Source organism: Pseudonocardia yunnanensis (assembly GCF_039534065.1).
Classification (GTDB): Bacteria; Actinomycetota; Actinomycetes; order Mycobacteriales; family Pseudonocardiaceae; genus Pseudonocardia; species Pseudonocardia yunnanensis.
In genome coordinates, this window is record NZ_BAAAUS010000037.1 from 116,409 (window position 1) to 139,727 (window position 23,319).

The 23,319-nt window shown below is 71.4% G+C and carries 26 protein-coding genes; 11 read left to right on the forward strand and 15 right to left on the reverse strand.

What is annotated here, in order from left to right:
- Window positions 1-79: 79 nt before the first annotated feature.
- The 4 genes from ABD743_RS31875 to ABD743_RS31890 are packed head-to-tail and all read left to right on the forward strand — an operon-like array spanning window position 80 to window position 2,826.
- Window positions 80-940, forward strand: a complete 861-nt coding sequence (locus tag ABD743_RS31875) for an ABC transporter substrate-binding protein (protein WP_344726378.1) — start codon at window positions 80-82, stop codon at window positions 938-940.
- Window positions 901-1,791, forward strand: a complete 891-nt coding sequence (locus ABD743_RS31880; protein ID WP_344726381.1) for an amino acid ABC transporter permease — start codon at window positions 901-903, stop codon at window positions 1,789-1,791. The genes ABD743_RS31875 and ABD743_RS31880 overlap by 40 nt, the downstream gene beginning before the upstream one ends.
- The gene (locus tag ABD743_RS31885; RefSeq protein ID WP_344726383.1) at window positions 1,788-2,564 is read left to right on the forward strand and encodes an amino acid ABC transporter ATP-binding protein; all 777 of its coding nucleotides are present in this window, start codon (window positions 1,788-1,790) and stop codon (window positions 2,562-2,564) included. Before ABD743_RS31880 ends, ABD743_RS31885 begins: the two co-directional genes overlap by 4 nt.
- A 19-nt stretch (window positions 2,565-2,583) precedes the next feature.
- A complete protein-coding gene (locus ABD743_RS31890) occupies window positions 2,584-2,826 on the forward strand; it encodes a type II toxin-antitoxin system Phd/YefM family antitoxin (RefSeq protein WP_344726385.1) in 243 nt (80 codons plus the stop codon).
- A 3-nt stretch (window positions 2,827-2,829) separates the two neighbouring features.
- Here ABD743_RS31890 and ABD743_RS31895 read toward each other — a convergent pair whose 3' ends face one another.
- From ABD743_RS31895 to ABD743_RS31905, 3 genes are read right to left on the reverse strand one after another with little or no spacing between them, the layout of a single operon-like run.
- Window positions 2,830-3,255 (reverse strand): NUDIX hydrolase, encoded by a 426-nt coding sequence (locus tag ABD743_RS31895; RefSeq protein WP_344726387.1) that lies wholly within the window; start codon window positions 3,253-3,255, stop codon window positions 2,830-2,832.
- Between the two features lie 20 nt (window positions 3,256-3,275).
- Entirely contained in the window at window positions 3,276-3,776 is a 501-nt protein-coding gene (locus ABD743_RS31900) for a nucleoside deaminase (RefSeq protein WP_379659043.1), read from the reverse strand.
- Window positions 3,773-4,294: a tRNA adenosine deaminase-associated protein gene (locus ABD743_RS31905; RefSeq protein WP_344726389.1), complete on the reverse strand. Its 522-nt coding sequence runs from the start codon at window positions 4,292-4,294 to the stop codon at window positions 3,773-3,775. The genes ABD743_RS31900 and ABD743_RS31905 overlap by 4 nt, the downstream gene beginning before the upstream one ends.
- 92 nt (window positions 4,295-4,386) lie before the next feature.
- Between ABD743_RS31905 and ABD743_RS31910 the strand changes: the two genes are divergently transcribed.
- Genes ABD743_RS31910 through ABD743_RS31920 form a run of 3 tightly spaced genes read left to right on the forward strand, consistent with a single transcriptional unit; the run spans window position 4,387 to window position 7,955 of the window.
- Complete coding sequence (locus ABD743_RS31910; protein WP_344726391.1) at window positions 4,387-5,604, forward strand: M20 metallopeptidase family protein; 1,218 nt, start codon at window positions 4,387-4,389, stop codon at window positions 5,602-5,604.
- 53 nt (window positions 5,605-5,657) lie between these two features.
- Window positions 5,658-6,986 carry an amidase gene (locus ABD743_RS31915; protein ID WP_344726393.1) on the forward strand — a complete coding sequence of 443 codons (1,329 nt, stop codon included), beginning with the start codon at window positions 5,658-5,660 and terminating at the stop codon, window positions 6,984-6,986.
- Window positions 6,987-7,016: 30 nt separating this feature from the next.
- Window positions 7,017-7,955, forward strand: coding sequence for a prephenate dehydrogenase (locus ABD743_RS31920; protein WP_344726395.1), 939 nt, complete (start codon window positions 7,017-7,019; stop codon window positions 7,953-7,955).
- Between the two features lie 13 nt (window positions 7,956-7,968).
- Here the strand turns inward: ABD743_RS31920 and ABD743_RS31925 are convergent, their stop codons facing one another.
- Together ABD743_RS31925 and ligD are read right to left on the reverse strand one after the other, a co-directional pair.
- Entirely contained in the window at window positions 7,969-8,577 is a 609-nt protein-coding gene (locus ABD743_RS31925; RefSeq protein WP_344726399.1) for a putative glycolipid-binding domain-containing protein, read from the reverse strand.
- Window positions 8,578-8,751: 174 nt separating this feature from the next.
- Window positions 8,752-9,663 (reverse strand): non-homologous end-joining DNA ligase, encoded by a 912-nt coding sequence (gene ligD, locus ABD743_RS31930; RefSeq protein ID WP_344726488.1) that lies wholly within the window; start codon window positions 9,661-9,663, stop codon window positions 8,752-8,754.
- Between the two features lie 83 nt (window positions 9,664-9,746).
- On the opposite strand from ligD, the gene ku reads away from it, so the two are divergent.
- The gene (ku, locus tag ABD743_RS31935) at window positions 9,747-10,673 is read left to right on the forward strand and encodes a non-homologous end joining protein Ku (protein ID WP_344726401.1); all 927 of its coding nucleotides are present in this window, start codon (window positions 9,747-9,749) and stop codon (window positions 10,671-10,673) included.
- A gap of 4 nt (window positions 10,674-10,677) precedes the next feature.
- On the opposite strand, the gene ABD743_RS31940 is transcribed toward ku, so the two are convergent.
- The 3 genes from ABD743_RS31940 to ABD743_RS31950 form a co-directional block, all read right to left on the reverse strand.
- A complete protein-coding gene (locus ABD743_RS31940) occupies window positions 10,678-11,841 on the reverse strand; it encodes a serine hydrolase domain-containing protein (protein WP_344726403.1) in 1,164 nt (387 codons plus the stop codon).
- A gap of 64 nt (window positions 11,842-11,905) precedes the next feature.
- Entirely contained in the window at window positions 11,906-12,976 is a 1,071-nt protein-coding gene (locus tag ABD743_RS31945) for an LCP family protein (RefSeq protein WP_344726405.1), read from the reverse strand.
- Window positions 12,977-13,258: 282 nt separating this feature from the next.
- Window positions 13,259-13,780, reverse strand: a complete 522-nt coding sequence (locus ABD743_RS31950) for a VOC family protein (protein ID WP_344726407.1) — start codon at window positions 13,778-13,780, stop codon at window positions 13,259-13,261.
- 169 nt (window positions 13,781-13,949) lie between these two features.
- Here ABD743_RS31950 and ABD743_RS31955 point away from each other — a divergent pair, with 169 nt between their 5' ends.
- Together ABD743_RS31955 and ABD743_RS31960 are read left to right on the forward strand one after the other, a co-directional pair.
- The gene (locus ABD743_RS31955) at window positions 13,950-14,549 is read left to right on the forward strand and encodes a hypothetical protein (RefSeq protein WP_344726409.1); all 600 of its coding nucleotides are present in this window, start codon (window positions 13,950-13,952) and stop codon (window positions 14,547-14,549) included.
- A 10-nt stretch (window positions 14,550-14,559) separates the two neighbouring features.
- The gene (locus tag ABD743_RS31960; protein ID WP_344726411.1) at window positions 14,560-15,009 is read left to right on the forward strand and encodes an MSMEG_6728 family protein; all 450 of its coding nucleotides are present in this window, start codon (window positions 14,560-14,562) and stop codon (window positions 15,007-15,009) included.
- 25 nt (window positions 15,010-15,034) lie between these two features.
- Here ABD743_RS31960 and ABD743_RS31965 read toward each other — a convergent pair whose 3' ends face one another.
- The 7 genes from ABD743_RS31965 to ABD743_RS31995 all read right to left on the reverse strand — a co-directional run bounded on the left by ABD743_RS31965 (window position 15,035) and on the right by ABD743_RS31995 (window position 22,211).
- Entirely contained in the window at window positions 15,035-15,769 is a 735-nt protein-coding gene (locus ABD743_RS31965) for a maleylpyruvate isomerase family mycothiol-dependent enzyme (RefSeq protein WP_344726413.1), read from the reverse strand.
- 114 nt (window positions 15,770-15,883) lie between these two features.
- Window positions 15,884-17,026, reverse strand: a complete 1,143-nt coding sequence (locus tag ABD743_RS31970; RefSeq protein ID WP_344726415.1) for an alpha/beta hydrolase — start codon at window positions 17,024-17,026, stop codon at window positions 15,884-15,886.
- A 64-nt stretch (window positions 17,027-17,090) separates the two neighbouring features.
- Complete coding sequence (locus ABD743_RS31975; RefSeq protein WP_344726417.1) at window positions 17,091-18,011, reverse strand: carbohydrate ABC transporter permease; 921 nt, start codon at window positions 18,009-18,011, stop codon at window positions 17,091-17,093.
- A gap of 11 nt (window positions 18,012-18,022) precedes the next feature.
- Complete coding sequence (locus ABD743_RS31980; RefSeq protein WP_344726419.1) at window positions 18,023-18,934, reverse strand: carbohydrate ABC transporter permease; 912 nt, start codon at window positions 18,932-18,934, stop codon at window positions 18,023-18,025.
- Window positions 18,935-18,940: 6 nt separating this feature from the next.
- A complete protein-coding gene (ngcE, locus tag ABD743_RS31985; RefSeq protein WP_344726421.1) occupies window positions 18,941-20,368 on the reverse strand; it encodes an N-acetylglucosamine/diacetylchitobiose ABC transporter substrate-binding protein in 1,428 nt (475 codons plus the stop codon).
- A 110-nt stretch (window positions 20,369-20,478) separates the two neighbouring features.
- Window positions 20,479-21,255 (reverse strand): sugar isomerase domain-containing protein, encoded by a 777-nt coding sequence (locus ABD743_RS31990; RefSeq protein WP_344726423.1) that lies wholly within the window; start codon window positions 21,253-21,255, stop codon window positions 20,479-20,481.
- Complete coding sequence (locus tag ABD743_RS31995) at window positions 21,255-22,211, reverse strand: MurR/RpiR family transcriptional regulator (RefSeq protein ID WP_344726425.1); 957 nt, start codon at window positions 22,209-22,211, stop codon at window positions 21,255-21,257. Before ABD743_RS31995 ends, ABD743_RS31990 begins: the two co-directional genes overlap by 1 nt.
- 100 nt (window positions 22,212-22,311) lie before the next feature.
- Between ABD743_RS31995 and ABD743_RS32000 the strand changes: the two genes are divergently transcribed.
- A complete protein-coding gene (locus tag ABD743_RS32000) occupies window positions 22,312-23,310 on the forward strand; it encodes an N-acetylglucosamine kinase (protein ID WP_344726427.1) in 999 nt (332 codons plus the stop codon).
- Window positions 23,311-23,319: the final 9 nt, after the last annotated feature.

Genomic DNA, 23,319 nt, shown 5'->3' on the forward strand with positions numbered 1-23,319 from the left:
CAGGTGCGCGCCCGGGCCCGGGCACCCCGCGTGGCGACGATCATCGACGCCACTTGCTCCCACGGGCGAGAATCCCCTCGTGCCCTCTCCACTCCCCGCCCGACGTCTGCTCGTGGCGGTCGCGCTCGTCCTCGCCGCGGGCTGCGCCCCGGCGGACACCAACGACACCGCACCGGCCGCGGGCGCCTCGTGCGCACCGGGGGCGCTACCGACCCGCACCGCCGGCACCCTCACCGTGGGAACGGACGAGCCCGTCTACCCACCGTGGTACATCGACGACGACCCGACGTCAGGCCGTGGTTTCGAGAGCGCCGTCGCCTACGCGATCGCCGACCAGCTCGGATATCCCCGCGACAAGGTCACGTGGATCCGTGTGCCCTTCAACGCCGCCGTCCAGCCCGGGCCCAAGACCTTCGACCTGAACCTCACGGAGTTCTCGATCACCGACGAGCGGCGGCAGGCCGTCGACTTCTCGGCCCCCTACTACGACGTCAAACAGGCCGTGGTCACCGTGACGTCCAGCCGGTTCGCCGGCGCGACCTCGATCGACGGGCTGAAGAACGCCCGGCTCGGTGCGCAGGTGGGCACCACCAGCTACGACGCGATCGCCTCCGAGATCGCACCTACGACCCAGCCGGCCGTGTTCAACACCAACGACGACGCCAAGCTTGCGCTCACGAACGGCCAGGTCGACGCGATCGTCGTGGACCTGCCCACGGCGTTCTACATGACCTCGGCCGAGCTGACCGACGGCAAGATCATCGGACAGCTACCGGCTGCCCCCGGCACACCCGAGCAGTTCGGCGCCATCTTGGACAAGGGCAGCCCGCTCACCGGATGTGTCTCCGACGCCGTCGAGCGGCTACGGACAGCCGGCACTCTCGACCAGCTGGAGCAGCAGTGGCTCGCCTCAGCGGGGTCGGCACCGGAACTGCGGTGAGTGCGGCGCCGGGCACGACGGAGCTGAGTCCGCTCGCGCGGGAGCGGTTCGCCTACCGGCGCTCGCGTGCCCGGCGCTCCACCCTGGTCGCGTTCGCGTCCACGCTCGTGTTCGCCGGGGCGGTCGGCGCCGGGATCGCGAGCTCACCCGGCTGGCCGCGGGTGCGCGAGACGTTCTTCGACGCGCACGTGGCCTGGGCGTCGCTACCCGCCGTGCTCGACGGTCTCTGGCTCAACATCCGCGTGCTCGTGGTGGCCGAGATCGGGATCCTGGCGTTCGGGCTGGTGATCGCGGTGCTGCGCACGCTGCGGGGACCGGTGTTCCTCCCGGTGCGGGCGCTGGCCACCGGCTACGTCGACCTGTTCCGTGGGCTGCCGCTGCTCATCGCGCTGTACCTGATCGGGTTCGGAGTGCCGGCACTGCGGCTCTCGGGCGTGCCGACCGACACCGCGGTGCTGGGGACGATCACGCTGATTCTCGTCTACTCCGCGTACGTGGCTGAGGTCTTCCGAGCCGGCATCGAGTCGATCCATCCTTCGCAACGGGCGGCGGCGCGCTCGCTCGGGCTCACCCACCGCCAGTCCATGCGGCTGGTGGTGCTGCCGCAGGCGGTGCGCCGGGTGCTGCCACCGCTGCTCAACGACTTCGTCGCGCTGCAGAAGGACGTCGGGCTCATCTCCGTGCTCGGCGCCGTGGACGCGATCCGCGCCGCCCAGATCGAGTCGGCCCGCACGTTCAACTTCACGCCGTACGTGGTGGCGGCGCTGCTGTTCGTGCTGCTCGCGATCCCGACCGGCCGGGTCGCCGACGCCGTGGCAGCGCGGGCGGCCCGCAGGCAGGGATGGTCATGACCCCCGTACTCGAGGTACGCGGGGTGGTCAAACGCTACGGCGTACGCGGGGTGGTCAAACGCTACGGCGCGGCCACCGTGCTCGACGGTGTCGACCTCACCGTCGACGAGCATCAGGTGGTCACGCTGATCGGTGCGTCGGGCTCGGGGAAGTCCACCCTCCTGCGCTGTGTGGACCTGCTCGAGGAGATCGACGACGGGCTGGTCCTCCTCGACGGCGTGGACGTCTCCGACCCGCGCGCCGACGTCGCCGCCGCCCAGCGGCGGATGGCGATCGTGTTCCAGGCGTTCAACCTGTTCCCGCACATGACCGCCGTCCAGAACGTGGCGCTGGCGCCTCGGGTGGTGCACCGCCTGCCGGGGGCCGAGGCGGACGATCGGGCCCACGAACTGCTCCGCCGGGTCGGGCTCGGCGCGTTCGCCGACGCCTACCCGGACCGGCTCTCGGGGGGACAGCAGCAACGGGTGGCGATCGCCCGCGCGCTCGCGGTGCGGCCGCGGCTTCTGCTCCTCGACGAGATCACCTCAGCCCTGGACCCCGAGTTGGTCGGCGAGGTGCTCACGATCGTCCGGGAGCTGGCCGAGACGGGCATCACGATCCTCATGGCTACCCACGAGATGGGCTTCGCCAGGCAGGTGTCCGACCGGGTGTGCTTCCTCGACGGCGGCCGCGTGCTGGAGTCGGGCCCACCGGGTCAGGTGCTGGGCGATCCGGTCCACGAGCGCACCCGGCAGTTCCTCGCCCGGGTGATCGCAGCGGGCCGCCTGGTGTGATTGCTACGGGAGTGAGCTCATGGGCAGGACGATCCCGCACCACGAACTGCGCAACAACAGCAGCGCGGTACTCCGCGAAGTGCAGGCAGGCGAGACGATCACGGTGACGAACAACGGCGAGGTCGTCGCCGTGCTGGTCCCGCCCTCGCGCCGGCCCGGAGCCGTGCTCCCGATCAGGCGAGCGGCGGTCAAGGGTGGTTTCGCCGACCTCCCGCGTGTACGGCTGGACCATCCACTACAGGACGACCTCGACGACCTGTAGCGGTCAGGCGTGGCCGGCTGCGGCGAGCCCGATGTCGACCAGCCCGATGTGAGGCCGGTTGGCCAGGTCGGCGAGCGGCACCCACTCGGCACGGTCCGTGCTGCCATCGATCTCGTCGCGCAACGAGCCACCGATCACCTCGGCGGTGTAGAGGATCCGCAGGGCGTGCATGTCGATCGGGCTGCCGTCGCTCGTCCGGTCCCAGCGCGTCGAGTCGACCCCGATCACCGGGCCGAGCGCGATCTGCAGACCGGTCTCCTCCTCGACCTCACGCACGGCCCCGTCCTCGGGCCGCTCACCGTGATCGAGCCCGCCACCGGGCAACGTCCAGCGATCGCTGCGGCTGAACCGGACGAGCAGCAGCGAACCATCACGCACACAGACGACGTACGCCCCGACGCGGGTCTGTTGCACCACCACCTGGTCCACTGGCGCAGGCTAGCGCGTGCTCAGCGGAAGCCCGCGAAGAATGACACCAGCAGGGCCGCGCATTCCTGCTCCAGCACCCCGCCGACCACCTCGGGCCGGTGGCTTTGCCTGCGGTCGCGCAGTACGTCCCACAGTGAGCCCGCCGCACCGGTCTTCGGTTCCCACGCCCCGAACACCACGCGCGCCACCCTGGCCAACCCGATCGCTCCCGCACACATCGTGCAGGGCTCGACCGTCACGGCGAGGGTGCAGCCCTCGAGGCGCCACTCCCCTCGCACAGCGGCAGCCGCCCGCAACGCCAGCAGCTCGGCGTGTGCCGTGGGGTCGCCCAAGGCCTCCCGGGCATTGCACGCCACGGCAAGCTCACGCCCTTCGGGGTCGACGACCACGGCGCCGATCGGCACGTCACCGGTGCGGGGCGCGGCCCCTGCGACCTCGATGGCGCGCCGTACCAGCGCCTCGTCCGCTGCGGCGGAGAGCGGGCCGCTGGACGCCGAGCCGGAGCCCCACGCTGGGGTCACCGCGCGTCGACGACCTCGGCAAGCGCATCGGCGAACCCGCAACGGCGCCCGATCGCGGCCAACTGCTCGTCGGGGTAGAGCTCGACCTCGCCCGCGAGCACTTCCAGCTCGTCGGCGGGAAGCCCGAGGTCGGCGAGGATCGCGAGGTCGCCCTCGGGCCACGGCGGGGCGTCGAGGGCTTCGTCCTCCGGCGGCAGCTCCAGCCGCAGTAGGTCGAGGACATCGGCCGCCACGTCGTAATCCAGCGCCGCGACGGCGTCGGACACCATCAGCGAGATGCCACCCGGGGTGGGCCGCAACAGGACGAAGAACTCGTCGTCGACATCGAGCAGACCGAGGACCGCTCCGGTGGAGCGAAGCTCCCTCAGCTCGGTGATCGCCGTGTCCAGGTCGACGAGCGCGTCGGCCGACATCCGCGAGCAACGCCACTGCCCGTCCTCCCGGATAGCCGCTACGGCATATCCGGGCAGGGCTTGTTCACGCACCTCTGCGCGCGACTCGATGCTCTGCACCGCCATGCCACTACGGTAAGCCTCCGACCGACTGTGGTCCAAACCACAACTAGAAGTGAACCTGCTCGTCACCTGCCAGAGCTGCCAAGATCGCCCTCATGCCACCGGATGTCGCATTGCTCACCACCCTCCGTTCCCAGGCTCGCGGCGTCCAGCCACGGACGGTGGCGCTGCGCCGCGCCCTCCACCGCCGTCCCGAGCTCGGACTCGACCTTCCCCACACCCGGGATGCGGTCGTCGCCGCTCTCGCGGACCTCCCGCTGCAGGTGCATCTGGGTCGTTCCGTCAGCTCGGTGGTGGCCGTGCTGGAGGGCGCTCGGCCCGGACCGACGGTGCTCCTGCGCGGCGACATGGACGCGCTCCCGCTGGCTGAGGACACGGGGCTGGCGTTCGCCTCCGAGACGGACGGCGCCATGCACGCCTGTGGTCACGACACGCACGTGGCGATGCTCGCCTCGGCGGCCCGGGTGCTGGCTGCGCGGCGAAACGACTTCGCCGGACGGGTGCTCTTCATGTTCCAGCCGGGCGAGGAGGGCTTCCACGGGGCCCGGTACATGATCGACGAGGGCCTGCTGGACCGCACAGGGCCCGCCGGGCGCCCCGACGCCGCCTACGCGCTGCACATCAGCGCCACACTCCCGTCGGGCGAGGTGCACGTCCGACCGGGGCCGTTGATGGCGGCGGCCGACGCGCTCAAGGTGACGGTCCGTGGCCGCGGGGGCCATGCCTCCGCCCCGCACGACGCACTCGACCCACTGCCCGCTGCCGCGGCGATGGTGGGGGCGCTCCAGACGGCGGTGACGCGGCGGGTCAGCGCGCACCACCCCGTGGTGCTGACGATCGCGCGGATCGTCGCGGGCACGACGAACAACATCATCCCGGAGACGGCCTTCATGGAAGGCACGGTGCGCACCCTCTCGGAGACCTCTCGCGCCACCGTGCACGGCGAGATCGAACGCGTCTGCCGGTACATCGCGATGGCTCACGGCTGCACCGCGGAGGTGCACATCGAGCCGGGCTACCCGGTCACCGTGAACGACGCCGACGCCGCCGACCGGGTCGGCAAGCTCGCGCACACCGTGCTCGGGCGCGATCGGGTCGTCACGATGGACACCCCGATCATGGGTGCCGAGGACTTCTCCTACGTGCTCGCCGAGGTGCCCGGTGCTCTGGCGTTCCTCGGGGGCTGCCCGCCGAACGTCCGTCCGGGAACCGCTCCGCCCAACCACTCGAATCGCGTGGTGTTCGACGAGGACGCGATGGCCTCCGGAGTGGCCGTCTACGCCGGGCTGGCACTGGACGCCCTCGCGAAGTAGGTCGCAACCGTGCTCGACGTACGGTTGCTGGCGCCTTGGGTGAGGATGGACTCGTGATCGCCTCACTCCGCGAGCTCGGGATGGCCCTTCGTTCGGGCGCGCTCTCCCCCGTCGAGCACGTCACCGAGACTCTCGACCGCCTCGCCGCCGACCAGCACAACGCCGTGATCACGCTCGACGCCGAGCGAGCCGTCACGCAGGCCAAAGAGCTCGCCGAGGAGTTGGCCCGCGGCGAGTGGCGCGGGCCGCTGCACGGCGTGGCCGTGGGGGTCAAGGACCTGTTCGACGTGGCCGGGCTACCGACAAGAGCGGGTTCGAACGTGCTGGCCGACGCACCACCGGCCACCGCCGACGCCCCGGTCGTCGCGCGGCTACGCGCCGCGGGTGCGGTTGTGGTGGCGAAGCTGCACACCCACGAGTTCGCCTACGGCCCCACCGGGGACGCCGCCGCCACCGGCCCCGCACTCAACCCGCACGACCGCACCCGGATCACCGGCGGCTCGTCCTCGGGTCCTGCGGCCGCGATCGCCGCCGGGCATCTGACCCTCGCGCTCGGCACCGACACCGGTGCGAGCGTCCGGACGCCGGCGGCGCTGTGTGGCGTCGTCGGGTTGAAGCCGGCCTTCGGCACGCTCTCCACGGACGGCGTGTTCCCGCTCTCCGAGACCTGCGACCACGTCGGCGTGCTCGCTGCGGACGCGCACGCCGCCGGAGTGGCCTGGGACGTGCTGAGCAGGCCGGACGGCACCGGCGGAGGGATCCAGGCCCCCGGCGTCACCGGTGTCCGCGTCGGCGTGCTCGTCGACGACTACTGGCGGGCCTACGACCCGGCGCTCACGTCAGCGGTGGACGCCGCCGTCGAGACGCTGCGGGCCCGCGGCGCGTCCGTGGTCGAGGTGAGCACGCCCATGATCGACGAGCTCGCCGCCACCTACCCGGTGATCGTCGGTGCCGAGGCCTACGCCACCCATGCGACGTGGCTCGCCGAGCGCCCGGAGGCCTACCAGGACGTCACCAGGGAACGGCTCATGCCCTATGCCGAGCAGCCGGCCCGCGAGTACGTCGACGCAATGCGGACCAGGCGTCGGCTCGCGGTCGCGATGCGGGAGGCCGTCGGGGACGTCGACGTACTCGTCCTGCCCACCACACGGCTGCGCGCCACCCCCGTGGGAGTGGCCGACGTCGACGTCGACGGTCGCAGCGTGCTCGTGCGGGCACAGTTGCTCGCTCTCACGCTGCCGTTCAACCTCACAGGGTGGCCCGCCGTGTCGGTTCCCGGTGACGTACCCGATGGCGGCCTGCCGGCCGGGGTGCAGATCGTCGGCGTCAAGCTGGAGGAGCGTGGGGTGCTGCGCGTCGCGGCGGCGCTGGCCCGGGACTGACCGGGGTTGCGCAGCGAATACTCTCGTGGGGTGACGCAACGTGCGGTGTGCGTGATCGGCGCCGGGCTGATCGGGGGCTCGCTGCTGCGGGCCGCCGAGCAGGCCGGTCGGACGGTGTGGGGCGCGAGCACTGAGGCGGACGCGGCGGACGCGCATGCCGACGGGTTCGACGTCACCACCGACACCGACGCGGCGCTCCGCCGGGCTGTCGAGACCGACGCGCTCGTCGTGCTGGCCGTGCCGCTCCCGGCGCTGCCCGACGTGCTGCGCCGTGTCGACGCGGTGGCGCCGACCTGCCGCCTCACCGACACGGTGAGCGTCAAGGTCGCCGTGGTCGATGCCGTCGCGCGGTACGCCCCGCGGGCCCGTTTCGTGGGTGGCCACCCGATGGCCGGCACCGCGGAGTCCGGCTGGACCGCGGGCAAGGCGGACCTCTTCGCCGGCGCGGCCTGGGTGGTGGCCTCCGACGACGGTCTCGACCTCGACGTATGGGCCGACGTCGCCGAGCTGGCGTGGGCATGCGGGGCGCGCGTGGTGCCCGCGGCCACCGACGAGCACGACATCGCCGTGGCCCGGGTGTCGCACCTGCCGCACCTGCTGGCGGCCGTGCTCGCCGCTGTGGGCGCGGCGGGCGACGACGAGCTGCCGCTGGCACTCGCCGCGTCCTCGTTCGCCGACGGCACCCGTGTGGCCGGCACCCGGCCGGAGCTGGTGCTCGCGATGTGCGAGGGCAACCGCGACGCCCTGCTCGGGGCGGTGGACGACGCACTGGGCCGGCTCGGCGCGATGCGCGGGGCGCTGGCCTCGACGGGAGGGCTGGCAGCCACGGTGCACGCCGGGCACGCCGGACGGCAACGGTGGGCAGCCGCCCGCGACCCACAGGGCATGCAGGTGAAACGTCGCTCGTCGCTGTCGGCGCTGCGGGACATCGGCCGCCGCGGTGACGCCGTGGTCGGCTGGAAGGACTGAGCCGGGCGCCGGGTCAGCCGGCTGCGGGCGTGGACCCTTGCAGGAGCCTCGTGGCGATACCCGGGTAGCTGAGCACCACGCCGTCGGCGTCGACCACCAGCTCCGCCACGAAATCGCCGGTGCGGAACTCCATCACCGCCTCGCCGGTGTGCTCGTCCAGCACGGACACGGTGCGGTAGACCTGCTCGACCACCTCGACGTCGAGGTCGGGCAACGAGACGAGCACCATCCGGATGACGTGCTCACCGGCCTGCCGATGCAGGTTGAGACGGCGGATCGGCAACGTGTTGAACATCGCGCTGTACTCGAGATCGACATCCACGATGCCCGCGAAGTCGGTGCGGGTGGTGCCGCCGCCCGTGCCGGTGTCGAGAAGCCAGACGCCGTCGTCGGTGCGGTTGATCGTCAGGTGACGTTCGCGCGCCGCGGTGGCCGCGGTGACCGAGAGCCGCACCAGTTCGCCGCCCTCTCCGACGATCAGCCGGTAGGAGGCGGTGAAGTCGCCTTCGGGCTCTGCCTTGACCATCCGGCCCAGGGCGCGATAGCCGTGGGATTGGAGCAGCAGGCGCGCACCTTCGAGCCCATGGCCTCCGTCGGCCTGCCAGGTGAGCATCGTCGTCATCGCCACCACCGTAGACGAGGGCGGAGTCGGATCACCGAGGGTGACACTCAGCACCTCACCAGAGTGGTGGGTGACATATGCGCAGGCCCATGCACCAGTTGGCCGCCCCCTTCTCGAGCGTGTGACGGGCCACATCCTGCCCGCCACGGGACGGATCGGCCAGCCGGGTGAGGATCACTTTTCGGCACGCACCTGTTCGGGGTCAAGGTCGTCACGCACTCCCCGGAAAACCGGTTGCCGCAGGCGGCCGGCCTCGGTCCAGCCGGTGTGGGCGACCTCGACCACGGTCTGCGGCTCGCACCAGTGCGCGTCGGCGGAATCCGATCGGGGCAGGCGCTCGACGAACGGCGGCCCCGGAGCCTCGACGAGCCGGTCCCGCAACACGCGTTGGGCAGTGTCCCCGGCGAGGCCGGAGCCGACCCGGCCCGCGAACCGCAGCCCGGATCCGTCGGGGACCCCGAGCAGGAGCGCGCCGATCCGGCTCGCGCTGCCGCGTTCCGGCCGCCACCCCCCGACGACGCACGCCTGCGTCTGCCGATGGGTCACCTTCGTCCATCCCGGACCCCGGCGGCCCGGCCGGTAGACGCCGTCGCGCCGCTTCGCCACCACCCCCTCCATGCCCCGCTGCCGTGTGGCCTCCAGCAGCGCGAGGCCGTCGGTGTAGGCGGGCGACAGCGACAGCACCGGTATCGCGGCGAGATCGAGGCGCTCCAGTGTGGCTCGGCGTTCCTCGAAGGGGCGCTCCAGCAGCGAGACGCCGTAGAGGCGCAGCACGTCGAACACCATGTACGTGACCGGCCGCTCCAGCACCGTGCGCGGCAGGACGGGGGCGTGGATCCGTTCCAGCAGCGCGGGGAAGCTCGGTACGCCGCCCTCGAGCAGCACGACCTCACCGTCGAGCAGGACGTCGGGCGCGAGCCGGGTGAGTTCGGCGAGCTCGGGGAAGTTCGGCGTGACGTCACGCTCGCTGCGGCTGGTGAGTCGAACCCGCCCGTCGGCCACGTCGGCGAGCAGCCGCATGCCGTCCCACTTCACCTCGAACACCCATTCCGGACCATTCGGAAGGGCTCCAGGGGTGGCGAGCATGGGCTGCACGCCGTCATGCTGGCATCAGAGAGAGATTCACACATGTTGCTGGCGGGATAGCCCGCGAGGGAACAGGGGCCTGCATGCGCGCGATGTGGAGCGGCGCCGTGTCGTTCGGTCTGGTCAGTGTGCCGGTCAAGGCGTACTCGGCCACGACCAACCACGACATCCGGTTCCACCAGGTGCATGGCGCCGACGGTGGGCGGATCAAGTACAAGCGCACCTGTTCGGTCGACGGCGAGGAGGTCGAGTACGCCGACATCGTCAAGGGCTACGAGACCGACGACGGCGAGCTGATCACCCTGAGCGAGGAGGACCTCGACTCGCTGCCCACTGCCACCGGGCACGAGATCGACGTCATCGAGTTCGTCCCGGCCGACCAGATCGACCCACTCCTGTTCGAGAAGAGCTACTACCTCGAGCCCGACGCCAAGGCGGCCAAGCCCTATGCGCTGCTGCGCGAGGCGCTGGTGCAGACCGATCGGATGGCGGTCGTCAAGGTCGCGCTGCGGCAGCGGGAGAGCATGGCGCTGCTGCGTGTGCGGGACAAGGCGATCGTCCTTCAGACGATGCTGTGGCCCGACGAGGTGCGCGAACCCGAGTTCGACATCCTGGATGCCGACGTCGAGCTGCGGCCCCAGGAGCTGACGATGGCGGCGTCGCTGGTGGAGAGCCTCGGCTCCGACTTCGACCCCGCGCAGTTCCACGACGAGTACCGCGATGCCGTGGTGGACCTCATCGAGCGCAAGCGCACCACCGGCGACACCCGTCCGGCGCCCGTCGCCGCGAAGCGCGACGAGGGCCCGGACAGCATGACCGACCTCCTGAGCGCCCTGCAGGCCAGCGTCGAGGCCGCTCGGGCGGGCTCCGGGGCGGGCACCTCGTCGAGCACCACGTCGGACGACTCCGCCGCCAAGAAGAAGGCTCCGGCCCGCAAGCCCGCCGCCAAGAAGAAGACCGAGGAGGACGAGGCTCCGGCGCCCCGCAAGCGCACTCGCAAGCCGGCCTGACGCGTCAGACGGCGGCCACTGCAGCCCAGAAGTCGTCGAAGCCGTCCAGCGGTCCGGTCATCAACCGCTGGGTCAGGAGAACGCCGACCGTGTCGCGGCTCGGGTCGACACGCGCGGTGGTGCCCGTGCCGCCGTCCCAGCCCCAACGGCCCGGCGCCATCCACGGCTCCACGGCCTCGATGTCGAGGCTCGTAGCCATGCCCCAGGACACGCCGGGGCCGAGGACGCGAAGAGCCTGGCTGCGCTGCACGCCGGTGAGCGCGTCGGACGTCATGAGAGCGACCGAGGCACGTGACAGCACCGGCGCGCCACCATCGGCCATCGCGCAGTAGAAGCGCAGGACGTCGGACGCCGTGGACAGCAGGCCTCCGCTCAGCTTCTCGAACCCGGGCGGCGAGGCGAACGCGCCGCTCGGTGGGTCGAACACCTCGAGTCCGTCGGCCCCTGGCAGATAGGCCGTGGCGAGCCGGTGGACCTCCGGCGTCCAGAAGCTGGTGGACGTCATGCCCAGCGGCCCGGTGATGCGCTCGGCGAGCAGGTCGGAGAGCGGCTTTCCGGCGGCCCGGGCCAAGAGGACGCCGAGGAGATCGGTGCCGGTGTCGTACAGCCAGCCCTCCCCCGGCTGGAACGCGAGCGGCAGGTCGGCGACTCGCGCCACGAACTCGTCGCCGGTCATCGGAGGCGGTAGCGGGCCCGGGTAGACGCCCCGTTCCAGCATGGCCGCCTGCAGTGGGGTCTCCTCGAACACCAAGCCCCAGCCGGACGTCATGGTCAGCAGGTGCCGCACGGTGATCGGCCGCTCTGCGTCGGTGGTGCGGTGAAGCGGTGCGTCGGGGGCGACGAGTACGCGCGGGTTCGCCGCCTCCGGCAGCCAGCGCGCGATCGGGTCGTCGAGGGCGAGCAATCCCTCCTGCACCAGGCCGAGCGCGAGAGCACCCCCCATCGGCTTGGTGACCGACGCGATGCGGAACAGGGTGTGCTCATCCATCGGCGCGCTCTGCGGGCCGACGGCCATGGTGCCGCCTGCCCGGACCTCCACCCGGCCACGGGCGCGGACCGCGCCCACGTAACCGGGGATCCGGCCTGACGCCACCTGTGCGTCCGGCACCCGCCAGATCCCGTCGTAGCTCGTGCCTGCTGCTGGTCCGCTGTCCGCGTGCTGAGTCATGCGCTCTCCTCGAGGTCGTCGAGAGACATGACCGCCATCCTGGCCGGAAATCATCGTGCGACGGTCAGGGGCCGAGGGCGCTCTCCGCCGGCCGCTCGTCGTCGGCGATCGCCTGGAACAGCGCGCTCGCGCGCTGGCGATCCCAGTTCACCACCCCGTCGCGAACCGGCACGGTGGTGGAGACGCCGTCGGACAGCCCGCGCATCGCGAGCCCGAGGCTCGCGAGGTTCCACACGTGGGTGCTGTTGTCGACCGTGATGGCGCCGGACAGGCCGGTGGCCAGCGGCACGATCCGGAACGGGTTGAGCAGCGTGGCCGGGCTGGTGACCTTGTCCAGCAGCGCGGAGATGAACGCCCGCTGCCGCTCCACGCGCCCGAAGTCGGAGCTCGCCGTGGCGCGCGTGCGGACGTAGCCCAGCGCCGTGGCCTGGTCGAGGGTCTGGCAGCCGGCCTTGATGTCCAACGCGGCCTTGGGGTCCTTGATCGACTCCGGCACGCACATGTCGACGCCGCCCACGGCGTCCACCATCGAGACGAGGCCGAGGAACCCGATCTCCGCGTAGTGGTCGATGCGCAGGCCGGTGGCCTGCTCGACGGTCTGCACCAGCAGCTCGGGGCCGCCGCCGTCAGCACCACCACCACGCCCGTAGGCAGAGTTGATCTTGTGCCGCCCGTGACCGGGGATGTCCACCATCGAGTCGCGCGGGAGGCTGACCAGGGTGGTGGGGCCGCTACCCGTGTGCAGCAGCATGATCGTGTCGGTGAGCTCGGACTCCGGGTCGCCGGTGGCGAACTCCTTGCGCTGCTCCGGGGTGAGGTTGGCCCGGCTGTCCGACCCGACGATCAGCCAGTTGGTGCCCTTGGAGGCCGCCGTGCTGTCGGCCGGGAGAGCGGCCACGCGGTTCAGCGTGGTGTCGATGTAGACCCCGAACCCGACCACGAGCAGCAACAGCACGAGCAGGGTGACACCGATCCGCCGCCCCCACCGCGGACGCCGGACGGGGCGGGCGCCCGCCGGCCGGCGCGGCGGCGGCACGGGTGGACCGGGCGGCGGTGCGTACCCGGGCCCGGGAGAGCCCGACGGGAGCAGCGCGGTGTCGCGCATGGGCCGTCTGGCGCCGGCGGGCACTCCCATCGGCGGACCGGGCGGCGGCGCCATCGGCGGGCCGGGCGGTCGGGGGTGGGGCCGCTGCGGCTGCCCCCAGCCCGGTCCGCCACCACGTCGCGGCTGTCGCGCCGTCGGCGGCGGACCGCCTCGCCCTCGGTACTCACCGTTCATGCTGCTCACCATCCCGGCCTACGGCGCGTCACCGACGAATCGGGTGCGACGGTCACACGACGCAGTTGTCCTACAGGAGAGGACGCTCCGGACGCCCGGACGGTTGCGTGATCGTCACCACTTCGCGCCGGACGGGCGTTACGAGGAGAGCAGCGGCTCCCCTTCGAACAGGCCGAGTTCCTCGCAGTAGAACTCGATGCCCACCCCGTTGGGATCACGGATGTAGAGGCTGTTGTCGACGCCCCGATCCGGGCCGAGATATGAGATGCCGGCCTCATCGAGGCGCTTGCGGGTGGCGGCGAACTCCTCCGCGGACGTGGACAGTGCGAGGTGCTGGACCGCTCCGATCGTCTCCGAGTAGTCGGGGTGGTCGTGCCCGGGGAAGTCGAAGAACCCGAGCAGGTTGCGGTTGCCGATGTCGAAGAAGAAGTGGCTCGACCCCTGGTAGTCCCGGTTCTCCACGAGCTCGACCAGCGGGAACCCCAGGAGGTCCTGGTAGAACTTGATCGTCTCCTCGACGTCGCGTGCGACCAGCGCGAGGTGGTGCACACCGCGCACGGTGGTGGCCGGTCGGTCACCCACCGGCCGCAGGTACTTCTCCTTGAGTGCGGCGCGGCGCGCGCGCACGGCTTCCAGCTCGGCACCCTCTGGCTGTGGCATCGGATCCTCCGTCTCCCTGGCGTTGCTGTGTCTCGCACAACGTTAGTTGCTACGTCAACATTCCGCTCGGGCTCGGCCCCAAGCCTGTCAGGCGGCAGGCCTCGCGTCTGCACGCCGAATGTCGGCCTCGGCGTTCCGGGTAGTCCCCCGAGAGACCGGAAGGAGCACGATGACCGACCGCTTCGACGGCTGGATCGCAGGCCTGGGCACGTCCGCTGGCCTTCGCGTCGTGGTGGGGCACTGGCCGCGGTCGCCGCTCGGCGCGTTCACCGACGTGATGGTGGAGCAGGCGGACGGGCATCGGGTGCTGCTCGCCCCGTCGCCGGAGGTGGCCGGGTTCGTGGCCGCCACCTACCTGTTCGACGATGTGCGGGTGGCGCCGGTGCGCGCCCGGGTCGACGGGACGCGGTGGCAGGTGGACGCCGCGCCCCTGGCACTCGGCTTCACCGTCGGGGCACGGACTCCGCTCGGGCTCCTGCTCCGCTCGGTGCCCCGGCCCCTGGCCGTGAGCCGGCTCTGGATCAGCGCGGTCGACCTCGTCGCGCGGCGCGTGCTTCCCGGCGTGCGCACGCGGGGAAGCGCATGCAGTGGCCGCCAGGAGTACTACGCAGCCCTCGACCTGCACGGCCTGACGGGCGCGACCACGTTGTGGGGCGGCGTCGACCAGGGCGACCTCGCCCCGGTGACACCGCCCGTCCGGTTCGGTTTCGGGTCGACGCCGAGCACGCCCTCGCTCACCCGCGTCGTGGCCCTCGTCGAACGGGAGTAGGGCGGACGAGATGCAGACCTTCCTGCCCCATCCCGACTTCGCGGCGAGCGCCGCGGTGCTCGACGACCGCCGGTTGGGCAAGCAACGCGTGGAGGCGCTCCAGGTACTGCGCGCGGTGACCCGCACGACCTACGGATGGAAACGCCACCCGGCTGTACGCATGTGGGCCGGGTTCCCGGAGGCCGTCGCGGCCTACGGGCTGGCGGTGTGCGCCGAGTGGGTGGGCCGGGGCCGGGCCGACACGTGCGCGGCCACCATCAGCACCGACCTCGCCGAACACGGGCTCCCATCGCCGCGCACGCAGGCCGAGCTCGCCGCCCGGGCGCTGCTGCCGGAGTGGATCGGGGACGACCGAGTGCACCACAGCCACCGCTCCGCACTGGTGCGCAAGGACCCGGAGTTCTACGGCCCGCTGTTCCCCGACGCCGCCCCGGAGTCGGGCTACTTCTGGCCGGTCTGACCAGCCCGTGATCAGCCGTGACCCGCTACAACCAGCGGGGCGCCTGCGGCACCGCGACGGGCGTGCCGCCCGCGTCGGTCGCCACGAGCTCGGCCCGCCCGGTCCGCCCGACCAACCAGCCGAGCACGCCGGCCGCGTCACCGCCCAGCTCGACGCGGTCGGAGCCGGCCCCGAGGGACCACGACCGGTCCCGGTCGGACGGCGCCAGCCGGGCACACGGGCAGCCATCGCGCGCGGACAGGGTGACCGTGACCTCGTCCATCAGGGCGTCGATCACCGCCGGTGGCAGGTCGGCGACCGTGATCCCGGCGTCGAGGTCGACCGCGTGGAGCCACACCTCCCGCACCCGCATCCAGGGCACCTCGGTTCCGGGGATCGCGCGGCCGAGAGCGCTGCGCACCTGGGCCTGCCACGTGTCGCCGTCGAGCGCGGCGAGGGCCGCGTCGAGATCGCCTGCCGTGCTCACCAACTCGCTACGCAGCTTGTCGGCCGGTGCCTGCGCCGACGACTCGATCTCTGCGGCGCGCTGGTCGCTGCTCGCGTACATCGGCGTCTCGACGCCGGTGCGCGCCCAGGTCGCGAGCCTGGTCAGGGCCTCGGCATTGCGTGCGAGGTGGGCGATGACGTGGGCCCTGCTCCATCCGGGAAGCGCACTCGGCGCCCCGAACGCGTCGTCGGGCAACGCGTCGACCGCTCGGACGAGAAGCTCGGTGCCTGCGCCCATCCAGGGCAGAGTGACACTGACGTCCTGGCGATCCATGCGCCCTCCAGCCTTGCCCGACCGCCCCGTTGCGGCGGTTCGTCCCACTGGTCGAACCGTAGCCCCCGACGGGACAGCGCCGGAGGTACAGGTCGGGCAACGGTGGCGGAGATCTCAGGGACTGCCCGTGGCTGTGCTGCGCTCGAAGGAGCCGAGGACGGCCCGGCCGTTGACCGCGGCCGATCGCCTGCTCTCCACCAGCGCGAGCGCCGCACGCAGCGCGCTCGCCGCGTCGAGGGTGGCGTCGCGGGCGGCGGCGCAGACGGCGGTGAAGCTGGCGTAGCCGTGCACGAGCCCGGGAAAACGCCGCGCCACCACGGGCACCCCGGCCTCGTTCAGCCGCTCGGCCAGCTCCTCGCCCTCGTCCCGCAGGGGATCGAACCCTGCGGTGGACAGGTACACGGGCGGCATGCCGGACAGGTCGTCGGCGCGCAGGATGGCGCCCCGGGTGTCGTCGGACGGCACGCCGTCGGGCAGGTAGAGCCGCTCCAGCTCGCGGATGTACTCCGCGGTCAGCCCGAAGCCGTTGCCGAACAGCTCGCGCGAGCCACCGCTGCGGTCGATGTCGGTGACCGGGTAGAGCGCGAGGACGAACGCAGGAAGCGGACCCCCGGTCGTCGCCTGCTGCTGGGCGACGACGAGGGCGAGGTTGGCACCGGCACTGTCGCCGCCCACGGCGATCAGCTCGGGGTCGGCACCGAGGACGGCAGCGTCGGCCCGAGCTCCGTGGTACGCGGCGATGGCGTCCTCGAGAGCTGCGGGGTAGGGGTACTCCGGGGCCAGCCGGTAGTCCACGGAGAGCACCCGCACTCCGGACTGGGCCGCCAGGAGGCGGCACAGCGGATCCGTGGACGCGAGGCTGCCCAGCGCGAACCCGCCGCCGTGGAAGTAGACGACCAGCCCTGCGGTCTCGGGTACCGCGGGCGGTATGTAGAGCCGGGCGGCGAGCGGTCCGGCTCCCCCGGGGACCTGCAGGTCCTCGGTGACGATGTCGTCCAGACGGGCGTCGGCCACGATCTCGGCCGCGAGGTCGGCCTGGCGCCGCTGCTCGGCCAGCGCGGCCTGGTCGACGGTGCCACCCGCCGGGCTCGCCAGCAGCCGGTCGATCCGGCCCAGGAGCTGAAGGTCCAGGTCGAGCACCTGGCCGTCGAACTCCACCCGCCGGCCGGCCAGCGCGCGCTTCACAGGCTGCGGCAAGCCGAACACCGCGCGTAGGCCCCATCGCAGTGCCCGGAGCCGTGCTCTCGACCCGATCACCCTCACACGGTACGTCGCGTAAATCCGCCGTTCACCGTGTCGACGGCCACGACCCTCCTGGTCACTATTTGATGGCCCCCACGCTCAGTCCGTCCTGGATCCGGCGCTGGAAGACGACGTACACGGCGAGCACCGGCAACAGCGCGATCACCAGTCCGGCGAACAGGGCACTCCAGTCGCTGCGGTAGCCCTGGTTCGCCGCCAACACGGCGAGCCCCTGCGACAGCACGTAGTGATCGCTGTCGGGCATCAGCACCAGCGGCAGCATGTACTGGTTCCACAGCCCGAGGAAGTTGAAGATCCCCACACTGATCAGCCCCGGCCGGGCGAGCGGCAGCATGATCCGGAAGAACACCCCGGCGTGCGAGCAGCCGTCCAACATCGCGGCCTCGGCGAGCGCACTCGGCAACGTCCGGAAGAACCCGGTCATGAAGAAGACGGTGAACGGCAGCGCGTACGCCGTATAGACGAGGATGAGGCCCTGGTAGCTGCCGAGCATCCCGAGGTTCTGCACCACGAAGAACAGCGGCACCAGTGCCAGGAAGATCGGGAACGTCATTCCCGCGATGAACGCGTAGTAGATGACGCCCCGCCCGGGGAACTCGTAGCGAGCCAGTACGTAGGCCACCATCGACCCCAGCAACATCACCAGCACCACCGACGCGCAGACGACGATGAGGCTGTTGACGAAGTAGGTGCCGATGTTGGCCGTGGTCCAGGCCCGGGCGAAGTTCCCGAACTGCCACTGCGCGGGCAGGCTCCACGGGCTGGTGAAGATCTCGCTGTCGGTCTTGAACGATGTGAGCACGGACCAGAGCAACGGGGCCGCCACCAGGACCGCCCACACCGCGAGGAACCCGTGGGTGAACACGTTGAGCGTCCGCTCACCCGTCGAGGCTCGGTGGTCCCCCGCATCGTTGCGTCGCCGCTGCGGCCGGTCGGGAGGCGCCGTGGCCGGTGCCGAGGCCGACGTGCCGAGTGTCATCGCCGTACTCCTCAGTACTCGGTCTGCTGACGGCGGGTGAGCCGCAGGACGGCCACCGCCAGCAGCAGCGTGACCAGACAGAGCGTCACCCCGATGGCCGACGCGTAGCCGAACCGGCCGTCGGTGAAGGCGCTGCGGTACAGGTACTGCGACACCACTTGGGTGGACCCGTCCGGTCCGCCGTCGGGCAGCATCACCTGGAGCAGCGTGAACCCGTCGAGCACCATGATCCCCAGGTAGATGTAGGAGACCTGGACGCTGTCCCAGATCATCGGCAGCGTGATGCTCCAGAAGGTGCGCATGCGGCCGGCACCGTCGAGCACCGCCGCCTCGAACACGTCAGGTGGCACCGACTTCATCGCCGAGCTGAACAGCACGTAGTAGAAGCCGACCGCACCCCAGATGAGCACGGCCATCACCGACGGCAGGGCGAACGTCGTGTCGCCGAGCCACGAGCGCGTGAGCCCGTCCAGGCCCACCACTCGCAGCGCCCCGTTCAGCAGGCCTGCGTCGGGGTTGAAGAAGAACCCGAAGAGCACCCCGGCAATCACGACCGGCACGACCTGGGGGAAGAAGAACACCACCTGGTAGAGCCGTGATCCCCGCACCCCGCCGCGACCCACCGCGCCCGGCCGCCCCGCCACGGTCGTCACGGCCGCCAGGAACAGGGCGAACGCGATCGTCACCAGCGGCACCACCACGAGGAGCAGCCCGTTGTGTCCCATCGCCCGCCAGAATCTGCCGTCAGTGGCCAGCTCGACGTAGTTGTCGAAGCCGATGAAGTTCTGCTGGCCGGAGAAGCCCCGCCAGTCGGTCATCGATATGTAGAACGCCTGGGCATAGGGCGACACGACGAACACGACGTACAGCACGAGCGGGACCACCAGGAAGCTGGCGATGAACCGGTATTTTCCGTGGCGCATGACTGGTCAGCGGCTGTACTTGGTGATGCTCTGGTCGGCGGCGACGCGGTCGGTCTCCGCCTGCATCTTCGCGAGGTAGCCCGCCGCGTCCGTCCGACCGGCGAGCAGGTTGGACGTCTCGGTCTTGAGCAGCTCTGAATAGGTCGAGTACCAGGTGCGGAAATTCCAGCTGAAGACGTTGTCACCGGCCGCGGCGAGACCGGCCGAGAGCGACTCCAGCGCCGGCGTCTTCTTCGCATTCACGGTGGCGTCCTTCACCGCAGGCACCGACGCGGTGAGCTCGGCGAACTTCGAGCCACCGTCCTTGGACAGCATCAGTCGCAGGTACTCCATGCCGCCGTTCACGTTCTTCGCCTTCGACGGAACGACGAACGCCTCGGCAGGCTGCGTGCGCAGCGCCGTGACGGGCATTGCCGAACTGCTGTCGAGCACGGGAACGGGCGCCATGGCCATTGCGAAGTCCGGCGGAGCGATGCCCTTCATCTCGTTCTCGAGCCATGACCCCGAGACGTAGAACGCGGCCTTGCCCTGCACCCAGGCCGTCTGCGCCTCGGTGTGCTTGAGGCCCTCCGAGCCCGGCATGAAGTAGCCCTTGCGGACCATTTCCTCGAGCCGTTGCGTGGCCGCCAGCACCGTGTCCTGCGTCCAGGCGCCCGGCTGCAGGTTGTCGATGTTCTTGACGACGTCGAGGCCGCCCTGCTTGATGGCCGCGCCCAGGTTGAGGTCGATGACGTAGTCACCCGCGTTGACGCCGCCGTAGGTGAACGGGGCGATTCCGGCGGCCTTGATCGTCTCGGAGAGCGCCATCATTTCGTCCCACGTGGTGGGCACCTGCCAGCCGTTCTTCTCGAACAACGGCTTCGAATACCAGATCGCGTAGGTCTCGTAGACGTAGTTGAGGATGACGAACTTGTCGCCGAAGGTGCCCTGCTCGATCACGCCGGGCAGCAGCGTGTCACGCACCTTGACGTTCGGGTCGTCGACCGAGGGAGCGTCGAGGAGGGGGCCGAGGTCGGTCAGCTGGTTGTCGTTCACGAGCACCGCGTACTCGATCTTCTGGGCGCCCGTGTCGTCCAGGACGTCCGGGGGGTTGCCCGCCACGAACCGTGGCTGCATCTCCTGCGCGATCTGCGTGCTCGCCGAGTGCTTGACCTGCGCCTGCGGGTACTGCTCCTTGTACATCGCCTGGTGGGCGAGGGCGTAGTCGTCGCCGTAGCCGCCCTTGAAGATCACGACATCCAGGGGGGCGTCGGTGGCCACGCCGAGTGGGTTGGTGGCGCTGACCTGGCCCTGCGCCGCGGTGGTGGTCCCTCCGCCCCCGGTGGCACAGGCGGAGAGCAGCCCCGCTCCAGGCACGGCGAGCAGGCCCGCGGCCGCCAGCCGCCGCAGGAACTGCCGGCGGTCGAGTCCGGGCATGGGGCGAGACGGGTTCATAGCTGTCTCCTTGAGCTGGTGGTGCGTTTGATCGATGGCGACGGAGGGCGGGAGTGCGGGGTGTCGGCGGGGAGCGGACGAGTGGTGGGGCTCGGGAGCGGGGGTACTGCTCAGGCGGATCGGCGGATGCGGCCGGCGTAGCGGGCTTCGAGCGCCGAGTTGTGAGCGTCGCCTTCGGGGATGTTGGCGGAGAGGTAGACGGGCGGGGTCTCGCCTGCGGCGAGCATCGTGCGCACGACCTCGGCCACAACCATCTGGGCGAGCAGGGCCGCGGTGATCGACGAGATGCCGCCCACCGTGATCTCGCCCGTGGTCAGCACCGCGTCCCCGTAGGGCGCCCCGTTGTCGAGGACCACGTCGGCGATCTCGAACAGCCGCAGCCCGGACGGATGTCGTGAGGTGACCCGCGAGCTGTGGGCCATCGAGGTGATCGCGACCAGGCCGTGCCCGCGCTCCTTGACCAGCCGGGCGAGCTCCACGACCGAACCGTTGCCGCCCGAGTTCGACGCCATCACGAACACGTCGGCCGGGTGCACCCCGGCCAGCTCGTAGATCCGGTGGGCGACCGCAGGGTCGCGCTCGAGGTGCTCGGAGAACAGCACGTCCGGGGCGTCGCCCCCCAGGATGACGAGGTCACGCAGGGCGATCATGTTGGTGGGCACGAGCCCTCCGGCCCGACCGGCGATCTCCATGGCCAGCGCCTGCGAGTGGCCGGTGCCGAAGGCCTGCACCACCCCGCCCGCGCGCAGCGCGTCCACCAGCAGGGCAGCCGCCTTCGCGACGCCGTCCGCCTGTTCGGTGGACACCCGATGTACGGCCGCTGCCGCGGCTTCGGCGAAGGCCGCCGCCGACACGTGCGCGGAGTTCGAGTTCGTCCCGGGCGTCATCAGGCTCCTCGCTGTGGGTCGGCGGAGCGCGCGGATCCACCCCTCGCGCGCGGGTCGTACGGAGTGCGGTGGGCGGCCACGGCTTCGGCGGTGCGGGCGAACGCCTCCGTCGAACGTTCGTGGGTGCGCTGTGCGACCGCGAGGTACAGCAGATCCAGCACCAGGAACTGGGAGTGGCGGGCCGACATCGCGCCCGCGCGGAACGCCGTCTCCCGCACCGAGGTACCCAGCAGGTGGTCGGCGACGTCCGCGATCGGGGACGTCGAGAAGTTGGTGATCGCCACGGTGGTGGCGCCGTGGCGGCGCGCCTCGGCGAGCATCTCGACGGTCTCGGTGGTGCGGCCGCTGTGCGAGAGCGCGATCGCCACGTCGCCCTGTCCGAGCAGCGCGGCGCTGGTGAGTCCGTTGTGGACGTCGGCCCACGTCCAGGTGGCGATGCCGATCCGGTACATCCGCAGCTGCTGGTCCTCGAGCACGGCCGCGCTGCCACCCGCCGCGTAGAAGTCCACCCGCCGGGCGGCCACCACGGCGTCGGCCACGGCGTCGACGGCGGAGAGGTCGAGCGCCGCGGCGGTCTCGTGCATCGCCTGCACGTCGACCGCCAGCAGGGTGCGCAGAACGCGGTCGATCGGGTCGGTGGGCAGCACGTCCGCGCCGATCCCGACCTCCCAGCCGGCCTGGTCGGCCCGGCCGATCTCGGTGGCGATGCCGACGCGCAGCTCCGTGTAGCCCGCCACGCCCAGGGTGCGGCAGAAGCGGGTGACGGTGGCAGGCGAGGTGCCGCTGCGTTCCGCCAACTCCACGATCGTCGCCCGCGACGCCCAGGCCGGGTCCTCCAGGATCACGTTCCCGACCTGCCGCAACGCGCCGGCGAGCCCCGGAAGCAGGCTGCGGAGATGCACGAGCAGCTGACCCGTGCCCGCTTCGGCGGGGGACGCGGATCCGGCGACGAGCATCTTGAGTACAACCTTTCGGGGCCGAGCAGGGTGGTGAAAATTTCCACCGAGTCGGGTGAACTGTCAAGACTTCGGTAAGACGTTTCTTGAAGGAGCGCCGATGGAGCTGTTCCTCGGGATGGACGTGGGCGGCAGCCGCTCGCGCGCCGCGGTCGTCGACGGCTCGGGGCGGTTGTGCGGCACGGCGGAGGGGCCTGGTGGCAATCCGGTCTCGCACCCTCCCGACCAGGCATTCCGCGCCCTCGCCGGTGCGATACGTGCCGTGCTGCACGACGTCCCTGCAGCGGCGGTGCGATCGGCCGTGGTCGGGATGGCGGGCGTCGGCCCGATGCAACTGCCCGCCATGTCGGCCGACCTCGCCGACCTGGCGGACGCCGTCGGCCTTCCGTGCCGTCCGACCGTCGTCGGTGACGTGATCGTCGCCTTCGCAGCCGGCACAGCCGAACCGGACGGCACCGTGCTCATCGCGGGCACCGGAGCGACGGCGGCGCGGATCACCGGCCGGGAGCGAACCGCCGGGACGGATGGTCACGGCTGGCTCGTGGGCGACACGGGATCGGCGTTCTGGCTGGGTCAGCGCGCGGTTCGGGCAGCGCTCGCCGCACTCGACGGCCGGGGCGCCGCGACGTCACTGCTGGGCGGCGTCGCCGAGGCACTGCTCGGCACCGGAGCGGGCGACCCGGTGCCGGAGACGGTGCTGAACGCCGACGCCCGAGCCGACACCGCCGAGCGGATCGTGCACGCGGTGCACGCCGGCCCGCCCATCGCGCTCGCGCGGCTGGCACCACTGGTGAGCATCGCGGCCCGGGCCGGGGACGCCGTCGCGGGAGGGATCGTCGCGGAGGCCGCATCGCTGCTCGTCGCCGACGTCGACCCGATCCGTGACCCCGGCGAGCGCACCCCGATCGTCGTGGCCGGGAGCGTCGTCGCCGGTGACACGCCGGTCGCGGATCTCACGCGCGCCCGGCTCGCGGCCCGCTGGCCAGGATGTGTGGTCACCGCAGGCGACGCCGCACGCGCAGCAGCATGGCTCGCAGCGGCGCGCTCGGTGCCTCCCGGGCGGGCGGCGGAACTGCACGCCACGATTCTCGGGACCTGACGCCGGGGC

Coding starts and splice junctions, on each gene's coding strand:
- ABD743_RS31885 (WP_344726383.1), top strand. CDS start 1,788: ATGACCCCCGTACTCGAGGTACGCGGGGTGGTCAAACGCTACGGCGTA.
- ABD743_RS31890 (WP_344726385.1), top strand. CDS start 2,584: ATGGGCAGGACGATCCCGCACCACGAACTGCGCAACAACAGCAGCGCG.
- ABD743_RS31905 (WP_344726389.1), bottom strand. CDS start 4,294: ATGGCGGTGCAGAGCATCGAGTCGCGCGCAGAGGTGCGTGAACAAGCC.
- ABD743_RS31910 (WP_344726391.1), top strand. CDS start 4,387: ATGCCACCGGATGTCGCATTGCTCACCACCCTCCGTTCCCAGGCTCGC.
- ABD743_RS31925 (WP_344726399.1), bottom strand. CDS start 8,577: ATGACGACGATGCTCACCTGGCAGGCCGACGGAGGCCATGGGCTCGAA.
- ligD (WP_344726488.1), bottom strand. CDS start 9,663: ATGCTCGCCACCCCTGGAGCCCTTCCGAATGGTCCGGAATGGGTGTTC.
- ku (WP_344726401.1), top strand. CDS start 9,747: ATGCGCGCGATGTGGAGCGGCGCCGTGTCGTTCGGTCTGGTCAGTGTG.
- ABD743_RS31940 (WP_344726403.1), bottom strand. CDS start 11,841: ATGACTCAGCACGCGGACAGCGGACCAGCAGCAGGCACGAGCTACGAC.
- ABD743_RS31945 (WP_344726405.1), bottom strand. CDS start 12,976: ATGGGAGTGCCCGCCGGCGCCAGACGGCCCATGCGCGACACCGCGCTG.
- ABD743_RS31950 (WP_344726407.1), bottom strand. CDS start 13,780: ATGCCACAGCCAGAGGGTGCCGAGCTGGAAGCCGTGCGCGCGCGCCGC.
- ABD743_RS31955 (WP_344726409.1), top strand. CDS start 13,950: ATGACCGACCGCTTCGACGGCTGGATCGCAGGCCTGGGCACGTCCGCT.
- ABD743_RS31960 (WP_344726411.1), top strand. CDS start 14,560: ATGCAGACCTTCCTGCCCCATCCCGACTTCGCGGCGAGCGCCGCGGTG.
- ABD743_RS31965 (WP_344726413.1), bottom strand. CDS start 15,769: ATGGATCGCCAGGACGTCAGTGTCACTCTGCCCTGGATGGGCGCAGGC.
- ABD743_RS31975 (WP_344726417.1), bottom strand. CDS start 18,011: ATGACACTCGGCACGTCGGCCTCGGCACCGGCCACGGCGCCTCCCGAC.
- ABD743_RS31980 (WP_344726419.1), bottom strand. CDS start 18,934: ATGCGCCACGGAAAATACCGGTTCATCGCCAGCTTCCTGGTGGTCCCG.
- ngcE (WP_344726421.1), bottom strand. CDS start 20,368: ATGAACCCGTCTCGCCCCATGCCCGGACTCGACCGCCGGCAGTTCCTG.
- ABD743_RS31990 (WP_344726423.1), bottom strand. CDS start 21,255: ATGACGCCCGGGACGAACTCGAACTCCGCGCACGTGTCGGCGGCGGCC.
- ABD743_RS31995 (WP_344726425.1), bottom strand. CDS start 22,211: ATGCTCGTCGCCGGATCCGCGTCCCCCGCCGAAGCGGGCACGGGTCAG.
- ABD743_RS32000 (WP_344726427.1), top strand. CDS start 22,312: ATGGAGCTGTTCCTCGGGATGGACGTGGGCGGCAGCCGCTCGCGCGCC.